Source organism: Cupriavidus sp. 09_S30 (genome assembly GCF_056930435.1).
The window spans coordinates 1,332,669-1,348,429 of the sequence record NZ_JBXOWI010000001.1; the positions used below are offsets into that span (position 1 = coordinate 1,332,669).

The 15,761-nt window shown below is 67.8% G+C and carries 13 protein-coding genes; 6 read left to right on the forward strand and 7 right to left on the reverse strand.

Annotation, left to right across the window (positions count from 1 at the left end):
* Positions 1-284 precede the first annotated feature (284 nt).
* The gene (locus AC1Z3O_RS06450) at positions 285-479 is read left to right on the forward strand and encodes a hypothetical protein (protein ID WP_483514491.1); all 195 of its coding nucleotides are present in this window, start codon (positions 285-287) and stop codon (positions 477-479) included.
* 84 nt (positions 480-563) lie between these two features.
* Here the strand turns inward: AC1Z3O_RS06450 and AC1Z3O_RS06455 are convergent, their stop codons facing one another.
* The 3 genes from AC1Z3O_RS06455 to AC1Z3O_RS06465 form a co-directional block, all read right to left on the reverse strand.
* Positions 564-776: a DUF2188 domain-containing protein gene (locus AC1Z3O_RS06455; protein ID WP_483514493.1), complete on the reverse strand. Its 213-nt coding sequence runs from the start codon at positions 774-776 to the stop codon at positions 564-566.
* Positions 777-863: 87 nt separating this feature from the next.
* A complete protein-coding gene (locus AC1Z3O_RS06460) occupies positions 864-1,478 on the reverse strand; it encodes a 2OG-Fe(II) oxygenase (protein ID WP_483514495.1) in 615 nt (204 codons plus the stop codon).
* A 95-nt stretch (positions 1,479-1,573) separates the two neighbouring features.
* Positions 1,574-2,275 carry a GntR family transcriptional regulator gene (locus AC1Z3O_RS06465; protein WP_483514497.1) on the reverse strand — a complete coding sequence of 234 codons (702 nt, stop codon included), beginning with the start codon at positions 2,273-2,275 and terminating at the stop codon, positions 1,574-1,576.
* A 239-nt stretch (positions 2,276-2,514) separates the two neighbouring features.
* On the opposite strand from AC1Z3O_RS06465, the gene araD reads away from it, so the two are divergent.
* From araD to AC1Z3O_RS06485, 4 genes are all read left to right on the forward strand, one after another.
* Complete coding sequence (gene araD / locus AC1Z3O_RS06470) at positions 2,515-4,290, forward strand: L-arabinonate dehydratase (protein WP_483514499.1); 1,776 nt, start codon at positions 2,515-2,517, stop codon at positions 4,288-4,290.
* A gap of 106 nt (positions 4,291-4,396) precedes the next feature.
* Positions 4,397-5,116 (forward strand): ribonuclease activity regulator RraA, encoded by a 720-nt coding sequence (locus AC1Z3O_RS06475; protein ID WP_483514501.1) that lies wholly within the window; start codon positions 4,397-4,399, stop codon positions 5,114-5,116.
* An 82-nt stretch (positions 5,117-5,198) separates the two neighbouring features.
* Positions 5,199-6,206 carry a Bug family tripartite tricarboxylate transporter substrate binding protein gene (locus tag AC1Z3O_RS06480; protein ID WP_483514503.1) on the forward strand — a complete coding sequence of 336 codons (1,008 nt, stop codon included), beginning with the start codon at positions 5,199-5,201 and terminating at the stop codon, positions 6,204-6,206.
* 100 nt (positions 6,207-6,306) lie between these two features.
* Entirely contained in the window at positions 6,307-6,624 is a 318-nt protein-coding gene (locus tag AC1Z3O_RS06485; RefSeq protein ID WP_483514504.1) for a hypothetical protein, read from the forward strand.
* A gap of 26 nt (positions 6,625-6,650) precedes the next feature.
* Here the strand turns inward: AC1Z3O_RS06485 and AC1Z3O_RS06490 are convergent, their stop codons facing one another.
* Both AC1Z3O_RS06490 and AC1Z3O_RS06495 read right to left on the reverse strand, forming a co-directional pair.
* On the reverse strand, positions 6,651-11,519 hold the full coding sequence (locus tag AC1Z3O_RS06490; protein WP_483514506.1) for an NAD-glutamate dehydrogenase: 4,869 nt from the start codon (positions 11,517-11,519) through the stop codon (positions 6,651-6,653).
* Positions 11,520-11,629: 110 nt separating this feature from the next.
* Positions 11,630-12,112: a MarR family transcriptional regulator gene (locus tag AC1Z3O_RS06495; RefSeq protein ID WP_483514507.1), complete on the reverse strand. Its 483-nt coding sequence runs from the start codon at positions 12,110-12,112 to the stop codon at positions 11,630-11,632.
* 335 nt (positions 12,113-12,447) lie between these two features.
* Between AC1Z3O_RS06495 and scpC the strand changes: the two genes are divergently transcribed.
* The gene (scpC, locus tag AC1Z3O_RS06500; protein ID WP_483514508.1) at positions 12,448-13,989 is read left to right on the forward strand and encodes a succinyl-CoA:acetate CoA-transferase ScpC; all 1,542 of its coding nucleotides are present in this window, start codon (positions 12,448-12,450) and stop codon (positions 13,987-13,989) included.
* A gap of 85 nt (positions 13,990-14,074) precedes the next feature.
* Here the strand turns inward: scpC and AC1Z3O_RS06505 are convergent, their stop codons facing one another.
* Both AC1Z3O_RS06505 and AC1Z3O_RS06510 read right to left on the reverse strand, forming a co-directional pair.
* A complete protein-coding gene (locus AC1Z3O_RS06505) occupies positions 14,075-14,458 on the reverse strand; it encodes a hypothetical protein (RefSeq protein ID WP_483514510.1) in 384 nt (127 codons plus the stop codon).
* Positions 14,459-14,706: 248 nt separating this feature from the next.
* A complete protein-coding gene (locus AC1Z3O_RS06510; protein ID WP_483514512.1) occupies positions 14,707-15,744 on the reverse strand; it encodes a tripartite tricarboxylate transporter substrate binding protein BugE in 1,038 nt (345 codons plus the stop codon).
* Positions 15,745-15,761: the final 17 nt, after the last annotated feature.

Sequence of the window (15,761 nt, forward strand, 5' to 3'; positions counted from 1 at the left end):
ATGTATGCGATGCCGCACTTTGCAACCTGGCTCCATGCATGCGCATGGGAGCAGGGTTGCATGGATTAAAATGCCGGTCCGACATGCCGCCACGAATCGCGTTTCGCGAGCGCTCCAGGAGGCTGCGCATCGTTGAGTTTGCGCGGGCCTTGTCTCATTTGCCGCGCCGCAGCGCTGCAGCGCCAATGCGAAGTGTGGGCACGGTACGGCGGGATTGCGTGCGGCTTGATGTCACACTCATGGCTGGTGCGCGTTGCGGGCCGGCACAACAGGAGAGGAAATCGATGGAACCAGATGACGTGATCCGTGAGTTCGAGCGCCTCGCGCTCGATGAAGAGGTCGAACTGTCGGCGGACGACGCCATTGCGCGGCTGGCGGTGCTGCTGGCCAACCCGGCGATCGAGGGCAGGGAGCGTGAGCTGCTGACCGAAGTCGGCGCGACGCTGTACCGCCTCGGCATGAGCGAAGGCCGGGACTAGTCCACTGAATCACTGAAAAGAAAGAAAACCCGCACGACCTTGCGTCATGCGGGTTTTTTCATTGGGCGCCGGGCCTGGCAGGCGCTAGTCGCGCGTGCCGAAGTCCTCGCGCCTGCGTACCTCGCCATCCTCGTCGTGGATGAACAGGATGGCGCCATCGAGCCTGGCCTTGCGCTCGCCGGCGGCAATGGCTTCTTCCTGCGAGGGATAGTGCGAGGTGGCGCCGTCCGTGCCTTCGACCTCGACGGCCCAACCGTTGTGCGCGGTGAGGACGACGTGGATATTGGGTGCCGCCATGGATCGGCCTCCTGACTGATACGCGTTAGTTATATGCCATCGGACCGGCGCGTGCCAGCCGCAGCGGAGCGTCGGCATGCCGCGCGTTCAGCGCGGCATGTCGTCGGTGCGGAACCAGCCAGTCAGGGCGCGGCGCGGGCGCCGGCAGGGCAGCACCGCATGCATGATCTGCTCGCTGCGGAACAGCACCAGGCGGCCGCCGCGCGGCAGGATGCGGGCGACTTCCCGCGTGTCGTCATCGGGCGCATAGATGGCCAGTTCGCCACCGTCGTCCTGCGCCCATTCCGGATTCAGGTAGAGCACCAGCGAGACGCGGCGGTGCGGGCTGTCGCGATGCTGGTCCAGATGCTTGCGGTAGCCGGTGCCGACCGGATAGTGCGAGAAGTGGAATTCCTCGCGGCGCAGCCCGAGGTAGTAGCGCTGGTTCAGCTCGGCGCGCACCAGCGCCGCCCACTCCAGGAAGTCGTGCACGACGGGGTCGCCGTGCCGGCGCTCCAGCCAGAAGATGGAGTCGCCGCGCACTGCCTCGTCGCGCGTCGTGCCATCGCCGCGGCCGATGCGCGCAGGGCGGAAGCGGCCGTCTTGCCATGCAGTTTCGCTGGACTGGTAGAGGCGGCTGCTGACCGCCGGCGCGATGCTGTCGTCGCAGACGGCCCAGCCCTGGTCTTCCAGCATGTCGAACAGGGCAGGCGAGAGGGGCATGGTGCTTGGGCTGTCTGAGCGTATCGGCGGGGCGCCCATTTTACGCAGCGCAAATGCCGATGGGCTAGTGTCCGCGCGGCCTTTTTGCCGTTTCGCTAGCGCAAGTAATCCTGGAAGCGCGCGCGGATTTCGTCGAGGTGGGTGAGGGTGCCGGACAAGTGCTGGCGCAGGCGCGCCTGCGCCGTTTCGGGGTCTCCGGCGGCGATCGCGTCGACGATCGCCATGTGGTCGTCGACCACGGCGCGCGCCTTGCCGGCGATGGGCAGGTGCAGGCGCCGCAGCCGGTCCAGGTGGCCGCTCTGGCGGCGCACCAGCAGCCACAGGTCGGGCACGTCCGCTGCTTCGTAGAGCTGGCGATGGAAGGTCTGGTCGGTCTGCGACAGCTCGGCGAAGTCCTGCGCGGCCAGCATGGCGCGCTGGTACTCCAGGCTGGCGCGCAGCCGCTGCACGAGTGCCGGATCGCGCCGCTCCGCCAGCGTGCGGACGATCTCGAGCTCGATCGAGCGGCGCAGGAAGTGCGCTTGCTGCGCCAGCGCCACGCTGATCGGGCTGACCACGGTGGCGTGCTGCGGGAAGACGTCGACCAGGCCTTCTTCGCTGAGCCGGATCAGCGCATCGCGCACCGGCGTCTGGCTGATGCCGTACTGTGTGGCGAGCTCGGCGCGCGACAAGACTGTGCCCGGCGGCAGGGCCATCGAGATGATCATCTCGCGCATGTGCTCGAAGACCTGCGGCGCGGCGTGCCGCGTGCGGTCGAACTGGAAGGCGGCGTGCGCCGGTGACTGAAGGGCTTCCATGTATAGAGGGAGAAGGGGATCTGCCGGCGCTGCGCGCCCGCGCCGATTCTAGCCGACGGCGCCCTGTTTGACACACTAATATATTAGTGCTTTAATTCTTGGGCACAAAGACCTGAGCCAGCTGAGGCCGGGCGGTCAGAGGAGGTGCGGGCGACGGACTGCGTGTGCCGTCGTTGTCGCGACCTGCGGCGGCCCCTGCTGTACGGCTGCGCCCATGCGGCGAACGCATCGGAGGAGACATGACCGCACACGAAGACGGACACAAGAGCGCACACCAGAACGCCCACAAGAAGACACCCGAAACGCTGCGCAGCGCGCGCTGGTTTGCACCAGATGACCTGCGCTCCTTCGGCCACCGCTCGCGCATCATGCAGATGGGCTACGCGCCGGAAGAGTGGATGGGCCGGCCCGTCATCGCCATCCTCAACACCTGGTCCGACCTGAATCCCTGCCACGGGCACTTCAAGCAGCGCGTGGAAGACGTCAAGCGCGGCGTGCTGCAGGCCGGCGGCTTCCCGGTGGAACTGCCGGCCATCTCCCTGTCGGAGAGCGCGGTCAAGCCCACCACCATGCTCTACCGCAACCTGCTGGCGATCGAAGCGGAGGAACTGATCCGCTCGCATCCCGTCGATGGCGTGGTGCTGATGGGTGGCTGCGACAAGACCACGCCGGGTTTGCTGATGGGGGCCACCAGTGCCGGCGTGCCGGCCATCTACGTGCCGGCCGGCCCGATGCTGCGGGGCAACTGGAAGGGCAAGGTGCTGGGCTCGGGCTCGGATGCCTGGAAGTTCTGGGACGAACGCCGCGCCGGCAACATCAGCCAGGCGGAGTGGACCGGCATCGAGGGCGGCATCGCGCGCAGCCACGGCACCTGCATGACGATGGGGACCGCCAGCACCATGACGGCCATCGCCGAGGCCATCGGCATGACCTTGCCGGGCGCTTCCTCGATTCCCGCAGCCGACGCCAACCACATCCGCATGTGCTCGGAATCGGGCCGGCGCATCGTCGACATGGTGTGGGAAGACCTGGTGCCCTTACGCATCCAGACGTACGCCGCCTTCCAGAACGCGATCGCCGTGGCCATGGCGATGGGCTGCTCCACCAACGCCATCATCCATGTGATCGCGATGGCGCGCCGCGCCGGCTGCGAGATCGGCCTGGACGACTTCGACGCCGCCAGCCGCCACGTGCCGGTCATCGCCAATATCCGGCCGAGCGGCGACACCTACCTGATGGAGGACTTCTTCTACGCCGGCGGTCTGCCGGCGCTGATGAGCCGCATCCACGCTGACCTGAACCTGGACACGCTGACCGTGACCGGCCGCACGCTGGGCGAGAACATCGCCGGCGCCGAGGTCTACAACGACGACGTGATCCGCCCGCGCGACAAGGCGCTGTACGAGGAGGGGGCGCTGGCGGTGCTCAAGGGCAATATCGCGCCCGACGGCTGCGTGATCAAGCCGAGCGCGTGCGAGCGCCGCTTCTTCCGCCACACCGGCCCGGCGCTGGTGTTCGACGACTATCCCTCGATGAAGGCCGCGCTCGACGACGAAGACCTCGATGTCAGCGCCGACCACATCCTGATCCTGCGCAATGCCGGCCCGCAGGGCGGCCCGGGCATGCCGGAGTGGGGCATGCTGCCGATCCCGAAGAAGCTGGTGAAGCAGGGCGTGCGCGACATGCTGCGCATGTCTGACGCGCGCATGAGCGGCACAAGCTACGGCGCCTGCATCCTGCACGTGGCTCCCGAGTCCTACGTCGGCGGGCCGCTGGCGCTGGTGTGCACAGGGGACCGCATCTCGGTGGACATCGAGCGCCGCAGCATCCACCTCGAGGTCTCGGACGAGGAGCTGGAGCGACGGCGCGCGCAGTGGACGCCGCCGCCTCCGCGCTTCGAGCGCGGTTACGGTTGGATGTTCTCGCGCCATATCCGCCAGGCGAACGACGGCTGCGACTTCGATTTCCTGCAGACCGACTTCGGCGCGCCGGTCGGCGAGCCCAGCATCTACTGACCACCCGGCGAGCCGGCGCCCTTCGGCCTTGCTGCCGGCGGGGGCCGGGCGCCCTTCCGGCGACCTTCAAGCGACCTTCCAGCGACCTTCAAGCGACCTTCAAGCCATGAGCCAGCTCAGCCAGACCCTAAGCGACCAACTCAAGACCGTCAGCACTGCCACGCTGTGCACCGCGCTGTTCAAGCGCGGCCTGCGCAACCAGTTCATCCAGGACGTGCGGCCCCTGAATCCCGATGCCGCGCCGATGGTGGGCGAGGCGTTCACGCTGCGCTACATCCCTGCGCGCGAGGACCTGAACCCGATCACCGTGTTCCAGGACCGCAACCATCCGCAGCGCCAGGCCATCGAGCAGTGCCCGCCGGGCGCGGTGATGGTGATCGACAGCCGCAAGGACGCGCGCGCGGCCTCGGCCGGCTCCATCCTGGTCAGCCGCCTGATGCAGCGCGGCGGCGCCGGCATCGTCACCGATGGCGGCTTTCGCGATTCTCCCGAGATCGCCCGCCTCGGCATCCCCGCCTACCATCACCGCCCCTCGGCCCCGACCAATCTGACGCTGCACCAGGCGATCGACATCAATGTGCCCATCGGCTGCGGCGACGTCGCGGTCTTTCCGGGCGACGTGATCGTCGGCGATGCCGAGGGCGTGGTGGTGATTCCGCGCCATCTGGCGGAGGAGATCGCGCACGAGGCGGTCGAGATGACCGCCTTCGAGGACTTCGTCACCGAGGAGGTGGCACGCGGACGCTCGATCATCGGGCTGTATCCGCCCACCGAGGAGAGCGCCCGCGCGGATTTCGCCGCCTGGCGCGCGGCCAGGGGCCGCTGAACGGCAGCGGGGCCCGGCCCCGGCAGGACACCAGCAAGACCATCGATGACGGCCGGCATGCACCGGTCGCGCAGGAGACAATATGAAACGCTGCAAGCAGGCCGTCGCGCGCGCCGTCGCCGCGCTGGGTATCCTCGCTTCCCTTGTGCTCGCCTCCCTTGTGCCGGCAACGGCGTCGGCGGCGCAGGACTGGCCATCGCGCCCACTGACCTGGGTGGTGCCCTTTGCCGCGGGCGGGTCGACCGATATGGTCGCGCGCATCGTGGGGCAAGCGGTATCCGCTTCGCTCGGCCAGCCGGTGGTGGTGGAGAACCGGCCGGGCGCGGCTGGTGCCGTCGGCGCGGGCTATGTGGCGCGTGCGCGCCCGGACGGCTATACGCTGCTGGGCGGCACCATCAGCACGCATGCGATCAATCCGAGCCTGTACAAGAGCCTGCCGTACGATCCGGTGCGCGACTTCGTGCCCGTCAGCCTGATCGCCTACGTGCCCAATGTCCTGATGGTCAATGCCGCGCTGCCTGTGCGCAATGTGCAGCAGTTGATCGACTACGCGCGCAAGCAGCCGGGCAAGCTCAGCTTCGCATCGTCGGGCGCCGGCACCTCGACCCACCTGGCCGGTGAACTGTTCGCCGAGCTGATCAAGGTGCCGATGACCCACGTGCCCTACAAGGGCAGCCCACAGGCACTGCAGGATGTGGCCGCCGGCCAGGTGCCCTTTCTCTTCGACCAGCTGACGGCGGGGGACGCCTTGATCAAGGCCGGCCGCCTGCGGCCGCTGGCCGTGACCTCGCCGGCGCGCTCGGCGCTGGCGCCCGACGTGCCGACCATGGCCGAGGCAGGCGTGCCCGGCTTCGAGATGGTGTCCTGGCAGGCCCTGTACGCGCCGCGCGGCACGCCGCCCGAGGTGGTGCGGCGCCTGCACCAGGCGGTGGTGGATGCGCTGGCGCAGCCGGCCGTGCGCCAGCGTCTCACGCAGCAGCTCGGCATGGCGGTGGTCGGCAGCAGTCCGGATGAACTGGCGGCCCTGATGCGCCGGGAGATCCCGCGCTGGGCGGAGCTGGTCAAGCGCTCGGGCGCCAAGGCCGACTAGCGGTGCTGCGTCCAGCGCAGATGACGCAGACGACGCAGACGATGCAGAGAGAGCAGTCACAACCACTAAAGGGTCTGCCGGTCGCGACGTTAACCGAGGCATGAAGCATAGTGACTTTTCTCAAGACGGCGCCGCCAATGCTGAATTGCTTGGCTGGACGGGCGCTTCGCCACAGGTGATCGCGCGGGTGCTCAATGCTGCGCTGGAAGCGCAGGACCTGTCAGGCTTCGCTGCCTTGCTCTCGGACATTGCCCGCGACAAGGGGTTCAAGGGGGACCGCGGGGCGCACCAGTCCATCTACGACATGCCGTATGCAAGCCTGCTGCCGCGCCAGCAGCACTTGCTGGCCGATGCCTTCGAGCTCTTCATCCGCTTCGGCCTGGAGCTTCGCCCCCGCGAACTCCGGGCGGTGGACTGAGGAGCCCGCCCGGTCTTTCGCCGCGCTCAACCCCGTTCGAGCAGCCCGATCTCGCGCACGGCCACGGACAGTACCGACAGCCCGGCCGCGCCGCTGGCGCGCTGCTCTGCCAGCATATGCGCGTAGTGATCGAGCTGGCCTTGCCGGCAGGCCTGCCAGGCCGCGATCAAGGGGGCGGGCGCATCCAAGTCGCGCGGCTGGGATAGCACGCTGGCCGTGAGCGTCCGCCTGAGCCGCCCCAGGTCCTCCAGCGCGGACGTGCGCGCGAGCAGGTCCCAGCGCGTCTCCACCGGCAACGCGAGCGCGCGCTCGCGCAGCCAGCCGAAACTCAGCAAGGCATCCAGCGCGAAATACACGCCGGCGGCCACCGCCAGGTCGCGGCCGCAGGCCGAGGCCACTTCCGCGATGTCCAGCGCGGCGGCGCTGATCTCGCCGGCCGCCACCGACAAGGCGAGCGAGCCGTCCACGCCGGCGTCCAGCAATGCCTGGCGCCGCTCTGCCAGCGCGGTTGCGCCAGCTTCGTCCAGAAGCGCGGGCAACTGGGGCGTGAGCCACTTGGCTGCCTCGGTAAAGCGTTCGGCGCTGCCCGCCGGCAGGGCCGGGCCGGTGCGAAGATGGCGCAGGAACCAGAGCGCCGCCCGCGCCATCAGCCGTACCGCGGCCGCGAACATCTGCACCTGCAGCGTATCGGGCACGCGGTTGTCGAGGGCGTCGATGTCCTGCCACAGCTGATCGAGGCCGAACACGCTGCGCGCGATCATGCAGGCGCGCACGATGTCGGCCGCAGGCGCGTCGGTTTGCTCCATCGCATAGTGCACGAAGACGGCGCCGATGCGGTTGACCAGCATATTGGTCAGGTGAGTGGACAGGATCTCGCGCCGCAGCGGGTGGCGTGCCATGGTTTCGCGGTAGCGCTCGCGCAGCGGGTGCGGGAAGTAATCGACCAGCAGTCCGACGGCCTGCGGGTCGTCCGGCACGTCCGATGCCAGCAGAGAGTCGTACAGCCACATCTTGCTATACGCCAGCAGAATCGCCCGCTCTGGCGTGGTGAGCCCTTCGCCGGCCGCTTTGCGCTCCGCGATCTCCTCGTCGGACGGCAGGAACTCCAGTGCGCGGTTGAGCCGTCCGGCACGTTCGAGCGAGCGGATCAGTCGTGTCTCGGCGGCCAGCAGATCGCTTGCATGGCGGCTTGCGACCGACAAGGCCTGGGTCTGGTAGTAATTGTCCTGCAGCACCAGCAGCCCGACCTCGTCAGTCATGTCGGCCAGCAGCTTGTTGCGCTGCTTTTCCGTCATCTCGCCTTCGGCCACCACCAGGCCGAGCAGGATCTTGATGTTGACCTCATGGTCGGAGCAGTCGACACCAGCCGAGTTGTCGATGGCGTCGGTGTTCATGCGTCCGCCCTTGCGCGCGAACTCGATGCGGCCCAGTTGCGTGAAGCCGAGATTGCCGCCTTCGCCTACCACCTTGCAGCGCAGCTCGGCACCGTTGACGCGCACCACGTCGTTGGCGCGGTCTCCCACCTGCTGATGGCTTTCGCTGCTCGCCTTCACGTAGGTGCCGATGCCGCCGTTGTACAGCAGGTCCACCGGCGCCTGCAGGATGACGTGGATCAGCTCGGCGGGAGACAACGAGGCGGCGCTGGTGCCGAGTGCGGCCTGTACCTCGCTCGACAGTGCGATCGACTTGGCGCTGCGCGGGAAGATGCCGCCGCCGGCCGAAATCAGGCTCGTGTCGTAGTCGGCCCAGCTCGAGCGCGGCAGGGCGAACATGCGCTCGCGCTCGCGCAGGCTGGCTGCGGGGTCGGGGTTGGGGTCGAGAAAGATATGGCGGTGGTCGAAGGCGGCGATCAGCTTGATGTGGGGCGACAGCAGCATGCCGTTGCCGAACACGTCGCCCGACATGTCGCCGATGCCGACCACGGTGAAGTCGGTGCTTTGCGTATCGATGCCGATTTCGCGGAAGTGCCGCTTGACCGATTCCCAGGCGCCGCGCGCGGTGATGGCCATCTTCTTGTGGTCGTAGCCCACCGAGCCGCCCGAGGCAAAGGCGTCACCCAGCCAGAAGCCATACTCTGCCGAGATGGCGTTGGCATAGTCGGAGAAGCTGGCGGTGCCCTTGTCGGCGGCCACCACCAGATAGGGGTCGTCGCCGTCCAGCCGCACCACCTCGGGCGGCGGCACCAGTTCGCCGCTCACCAGGTTGTCGGTCAGGTCGAGCAGGCCGCGCAGGAAGAGCTGGTAGCAGGCCACGCCTTCCTGCAGCCAGGCATCGCGCTCGCTCGGCGACGGCGGGCGCTTGACGACGAAGCCGCCCTTCGAGCCGACCGGCACGATCACCGTATTCTTGACCATCTGCGCCTTCATCAGGCCCAGCACTTCGGTGCGGAAATCCTCGCGCCGGTCTGACCAGCGCAGGCCGCCACGCGCCACGCGGCCGCCGCGCAGGTGCACGCCTTCCACGCGCGGCGCATAGACCCAGATCTCGAACATCGGACGCGGCTCGGGCAGCCCCGGCACGCGCGAAGGATCCAGCTTGAACGACAGGTAGGCGTGCGGCTGGCCGCTGGCGTCGTGCTGGAAGTGGTTGGTGCGCACGGTGGCTTCGATCGCGCCAAGGAACAGCCGCAGGATGCGGTCCTCGTCCAGGCTCGGCACCTGGTCGAGGGCGACGCCGATGGCCTGCAGCAGCTGCTCGCAGCGGGCGCTGCGCGCGGCCTCGGGCTGGGCCGGGTCGAAGCGCGCGAGGAAGAGCGCGACCAGCTTGGCGGCGATGTCCGGATTGCCGGTCAGTGCGCGTTCCATGTAGGCGTTGCTGAACGGCGCGCCGGCCTGGCGCATGTACTTGGCGTAGGCGCGCAGGATGGTGACATCGCGCGCGGCCAGTTCGGCGCGCAGGACCAGCCGGTTCAGGTCGTCGCTCTCGATGCGCGCGTCCCAGGCCTGGGCGAAGGCGTCCTCGAACAGCGCCTTGATGCGGTCGATGCGCAGGTCCAGGGCTTCGGCGCCGCTATCGCTGCCGTCGGCGACCTCCAGCCCGAAGTCATGCATCCACACCGGCGGCTCGCCGGCGGGTTCGATCCGGTAGGGCCGCTCGTCGTTGACGCGTACGCCGAGGTGTTCGAGCATCGGCAGGCTGTTCGACAGCGCGATCGGCGCGCCGGCATGGTAGACCTTGAGCCGCAGCACGCCCGCCGGTGCCTCGATGGGGCGGTACAGGTTCATCGCCAGCCCGTTGCCGTGGCTGGCCGCCTCGGCCAGTTCGATGTCGCGCACCGCGGTGCGTGCGGCGTAGTCTTCCCGGTAGCCCGCCGGAAACGCCTCGGCGTAGCGGTGCAGCAGCCGGTTGCCGGCGGCCTCGCCGTTGACGCTGAGCAAGGCCTCCGCGAGGTCGTCCTGCCAGCGCCGTGCGGCCTGCACGATGCGGGCTTCCAGCTCGGCGGTATCGACCTCGGGCATGGTGCCTGGCTCGCTGCGCACGATGATCTGGATGCGCGCCAGCGGGGCCTCCGACAACTGTGGCGTGAACTCGCAACTGCGGCCGTTGAAGGCGCTCATCAACAGCTTCTGCAGGCGCTCGCGCAGGTCGGTGTTGTACTTCTCGCGCGGCACGAACACCAGGCAGGAAACGAAACGATCGAAGCGGTCGCGCCGTACGAACAGGCGCACGCGCTGGTGTTCCTGCAGCCGCAGGATGCCCTGCGTGATCGTGTACAGCTCGTCCTCGTCGGTCTGGAACAGGTCGTCGCGCGGGTACTGCTCCAGGATGGTGACCAGCGACTTGTACAGATGGCCGCGCGCCAGGAAGCCGGTGCGGGCCAGGATATTGGCGCACCTGTGGCGCACCAGCGGGATCTCGCTGCTCGACACCATATAGGCGGTGGAGGTGTAGAGGCCGACGAAGCGGCGCTCGCCGAACAGCTTGCCGTCGGCATCGAGCAGCTTGACGCCGATGTAGTCGAGGTAGCCGGGCCGGTGCACGGTGGCGCGCGAGTTGGCCTTTGTGAGGAAGATTGGCGAGCTGCCGGCGATGATCGTCGAGGCGGCCGCGGGCAGGGGTGTCAGTTCCTCGGCCGCCGGGTCGCGCAGGCTGGCGCGCAGGATGCCGGCGCCGGATTCCGGTACGCCACGCAGGAAGAAGCGACCGTCCCGGCTGATCAACTGGTAGTCGCGCTGGCCGAGGAAGCAGAAATGATCATCGATCATCCACTGCAGGAAGGCGCGCGCTTCCGCGGATTCGGGCTCGGCCGCATCGGCGGCGCTGGCCATCGAGGCGATGGTGGCGCGCGCGGTTTCCTGCATCTGCGGCCAGTCGTCCACCGCCGCGCGCACGTCGCCCAGGACACGGGCCACGCCAGCGCGCAGCGCCTCGAGCTGGGAGGCTTCGGCGCAGCGGTCGATCTCGAAATGGATGAATGATTCGAGGCGCGAGTCTTTCGCCTCGCTGCCCACGCCGGCGCTGCCCAGGCTGACGCGGGCGATGGCGCCGTGCGCCTCGCGCCAGACACGGAACACAGGGTGCAGCGCCGAATGCAGGGCCAGGCCCCGGCGGTTGATCTCCATCGTGACGGAGTCGACCAGGAAGGGCATGTCGTCATTGACGATTTCGACCACGGTGTGGTCGGAATGCCAGCCGTGTTCTTCCAGCCGCGGGTTGTAGACGCGTAGCCGGGCCGCGCCCGAAACGAACTTCTGCGCCGTCTGCCAGTGCGCCATGGCCGCGCCATACAGGTCGGCCACATCGCGCTGCAGCAGATCCTCCGTGTCGCTCAGGTCGTAGTAGTGGCGCAGGAAGGGCTCGACCGCGGGCGCGTTGGCCTGCGGCAGACGCGCCCGCGCGTATTCGATCAGTTCATCCAGCCGTTGGGCGGCCTTGTCTTCCTGCTCCGGCAGCATGGTGCCTCCCGCGCGAGGTGCTTGTGCATGCCTCCCACTTTAGGCAATAAGCGGAGCGAGCGCGGTCCGGTTGCGGCAAAAATGCGTGAGCCGCTTCACGCGGCACTCCCTCAACCGGCGGGCGCGGCCTCGCTGGCGTCTTCCGCCGCCTCGCGCCGGCGCTGGCGCTGGGTGTGGTCGTGAAGGGTGCCCTTCATGCGCTCGAGCAGCGAGCCCAGCGCCACGCGTTCCTGTGTATTGAAGGGCGCCACCGACACCGAGTGCAGCGCCTTGACCGCCAGCCCGACCCGCTGCACGCGCTCGTGCGCCTCGGCCGGAATGCACGGCGGTTCCTGGCCCGTGAAGGCCAGCCACCCGTCATCACGCAATTCCCGCAGCAGCCGCTCGGACCACGACACGTCGATCAGCACCGGTCCGCACATGGCGGCGCCGCGCACGAACTCGCCCTTGGCGATGGCGCGCAGCAGCAGCCATTTCACGTAGTTGAGCCCGCTGCCGGAAAGGGTGCGCTCGAGGGCGCGCTGCCAGGCAGTGACGGCGTCGATCAGGGCAAGGACAAGGGGTTCGCTGGCTTGGAGTGCTCTGGATGGCATGGGCGTGCGTATCTCCTATGGCTATGTGCAACACCCTAGCAGAAAGGTTCTGCTGCGATGCAGCACGCCAAATTTGCCCCGTTTCCGCTTGGGGGCTTGGTGCGGCATGCGCCGCGCCTCGATGCGCCGATGTCGGCCGGTGTCCGCCAAGCGTGCGGCCGCGCCTCGGGAGAGTGCTCCATCCTGTCCTTCTGCGCATGAAAAAAGCGACTTGTTTTCATGACTTTAAATCATCGCGGGAATGCGAAAGCCTTCGTACACTTCTGCATGCACTTGCGGTGCGCGGCAGCGGCGAGTGGCCGCGGCGGTTGCTACCGCCTGAAGGAGACACTTCGATGTACCAAGAACGTATCCGCCTGACCCGGCTCCATGACAAGGTGATGGAGGCTGACGAGGCCGCCACCCTGATCCGAGACGGCATGGTGGTGGGCATGAGCGGATTCACACGTGCCGGCGATTGCAAGGCCGTGCCCTTCGCGCTGGCGCGCCGCGCTGCCAGCGAGCCCCTGAGCATTACCCTGATGACCGGCGCCTCGCTGGGCAACGACATCGACAAGGTGTTGTCCCAGGCTGGCGTGATCGGGCGCCGGCTGCCCTTCCAGTCCGACGAAACCCTGCGCCGCAAGATCAACGCGGGCGAGGTCATGTTCATCGACCAGCATCTGTCCGAGACCGTGGAGCAGCTGCGCGGCGGGCAGATCGCGCCGATCGACGTGGCGGTGGTGGAAGCCGCCGCCATCACCGAGCAGGGCGGCATCGTGCCGACCACCTCGGTGGGCAACTCGGCCAGCTTCGCCATGCTGGCCAAGAAGGTGATCGTCGAGATCAACCTCAATATGCCGATGGCGCTCGAAGGCCTGCACGACATCGCCTTCCCCGTGCAGCGTCCCCATCGCCAGCCGATCCCGCTGATCGCGGTGGACCAGCGCATCGGCCTGCCGTATATCCCCATCGACCCGGCCAAGATCGCGGCCATCGTGATCACGGAGAAGGACGACAGCCCGTCCAACGTCCTGCCGCCCGACGAGGGCACGCAGCAGATCGCCGGGCACCTGATCGAGTTCCTCGACCGCGAGGTCCGCGCCGGCCGCCTGGCGCCTTCGCTGCAGCCGCTGCAGGCGGGCATCGGCACCATCTCCAACGCGGTGCTGCACGGCCTGATCGACTCGCCGTTCCGTGACCTGAAGATGTACTCGGAAGTGCTGCAGGACAGCACCATCGAACTGCTCGATGCCGGCCGGCTCAGCTTTGCCTCGGCATCCTCGGTCACGCTCTCGCGCGATATGTATGCGCGTTTCCTGAACCGGCTCGACCACTACCGCTCGCGCGTGCTGTTGCGCCCGCAGGAGATCAGCAACCATCCGGAGGTCATTCGCCGCCTGGGGCTGATCACCATCAACACGGCGCTGGAGTGCGACATCTACGGCAACGTGAATTCCACTCACGTGCTGGGCACGCACATGATGAACGGCATCGGCGGCTCGGGCGATTTCGCCCGCAATGCGCACATGTCGGTGTTCGTCACCAAGTCGATCGCCAAGGGTGGGGACATCTCGAGCATCGTGCCGATGGTGGCGCATGTCGACCACACCGAGCACGACGTGGACATCATCGTCACCGAGCACGGCCTGGCCGACCTGCGCGGCCTGGCGCCGCGCGAGCGTGCGCGGGAGATCATCACCCACTGCGCCGATCCGCTCTACCGCGATGCGCTGCGCGACTACGTCACGCGTGCCGCCAGCGTGCGCGGCGGCCAGACCCCGCACCTGCTCGAGGAAGCGTTCGCCTGGCACCTGCGCTACCGCGATCACGGCTCCATGCGCGAGGATGGTGTAGCGCCTGCGGCGTCCCAAAAGAAAGAGCCCGCCTGCGCCTGAGCGCGAAGCGGGCCCTCTGCCGCGGATAGCGGCGGATGGCCACGGCCGCCCGCAGCGCGGGCGGCCGGGCGATTGCCTTGAGCGATTACTGCTTCTTGGCGCCGTCCGTGTACGGATCGAACTTGCCAGCCTTGGCGCCGTCGGTGTACGGGTCGGCCTTGCCGGCCTTGGCGCCATCGGAGTACGGATCGAACTTGCCGGCCTTGGCGCCGTCGGTGTAGGGGTCAGCCTTGCCGGCGGCGGCCGGATTCAGGTCCGCCTGGGTCGACTTCTTGGCCCCTTCGGAGTACGGGTCGAACTTGCCGCTGCGAGCGGGCGCCTGGTTCGGCTTGGCCTTCTTCTGCGCGCTATGGGCGCCGCCGTAGAGGTCGCCGCCGTCCGTGTAGTTCTTCTGGGCATGGGCCAGGGGCACCATGGCGGAGAAGGCAAGGGCGGCCAAGGCCAGGGTCGAGACGGTCTTCTTCAACATCTTCTACCTCGCTAGTGATGGCCTCGCGCGTCATGCGCGCGGCGCTGACAGGGATATCGGGGCTACTCTACCGGGCCACAAGGGCGCCGCACAGTAAAACTTTCTGTCTTCCCCTTTCTGTCGTCCCTATTGAACGCCTACTTGCGTGACAGAAGACTGCGCCAGATCAAAATCGATGGCGATAATCGGACAAGTGCCTGGTGCGCCAGCCGGCAAGCGCTTGCCGGCTGGCGAGTGGCGCACTTCGCTTATTCGAGCGTGATGTTCTGGTCGTGCGCAATCTTCTTGCGCACATCCAGTTCGCGCTTGATCTGCGCCGCGTACTGCTGCGGCGTGTTGCCGTCCGTGTAGGCGCCGCTGTCGGCCAGCCGCTTCTTCACGGCCGGATCCTGCAGCGTCTTGACCGCAGCATCGTGCACGCGCGCGATCACGGCGGCAGGCGTGTTGGCCGGTGCCACCAGGCCGTACCAGGCCATATTGTTCATGTCCTTCATGCCCGCTTCGGAGAAGGTCGGCACGTCAGGCAGGCCTTCCACGCGCTTGGGCGCGGCCACGGCCAGCGCGCGCAGCTTGCCCGCCTGGATGAAGGGCATGGAGGAGGGCAGGTTGTCGAACTGCGCGTTGACCTGGCCGGCCAGCGTATCGTTCAGCGCCGGGCCCGATCCGCGGTAGGGGATGTGCACCATGTCGGTCTTGGTCAGGTACTTGAACAGTTCGCCGTCCAGATGCGAGATGCTGCCCTTGCCAGCCGAGGCGTAGCTGTACTTGCCGGGGTTCGTCTTCAGCAGCGTGACGAATTCCTGCACGCTCTTGGCCGGCACCTTGGGGTTGACCGTCAACACGTTCGGCACGTTGACCAGGTTGGTGATCGGCGCGAAGTCCTTGATCGGATCATAGGGGTTGCGCGCATTGGTGGCCGGGTTGGTGGCCATGGTGCTGACCGTGGCGATGCCCAGCGTGTAGCCGTCCGGCGCGGCCTTGGCCAGCGCGTCGGCGCCGATCGCGCCGCCGCCGCCGCCGCGGTTCTCGACCACGACCGGCTGGCCCAGTTCGCGGCCGATGCCGTCGGCAACCGAGCGCGCGACGATGTCGGTGGTGCCGCCCGCGGCAAATGGCACGATCAGGCGGATCGGCTTGGTGGGGTACTGCGCCAGCGCGGCGCCGGTGTGGCCGATGGCGATGAGCGCGGCGGCGGCGCCGGTGATCGATGCGATTTTCAAGAATGCCTCCAACTGTACTTCGTTCGTTCGCGGGCGAGGCTGGCGCGCCCACACAGGCAGCCGCATTTGCGTTGGGTTATTTT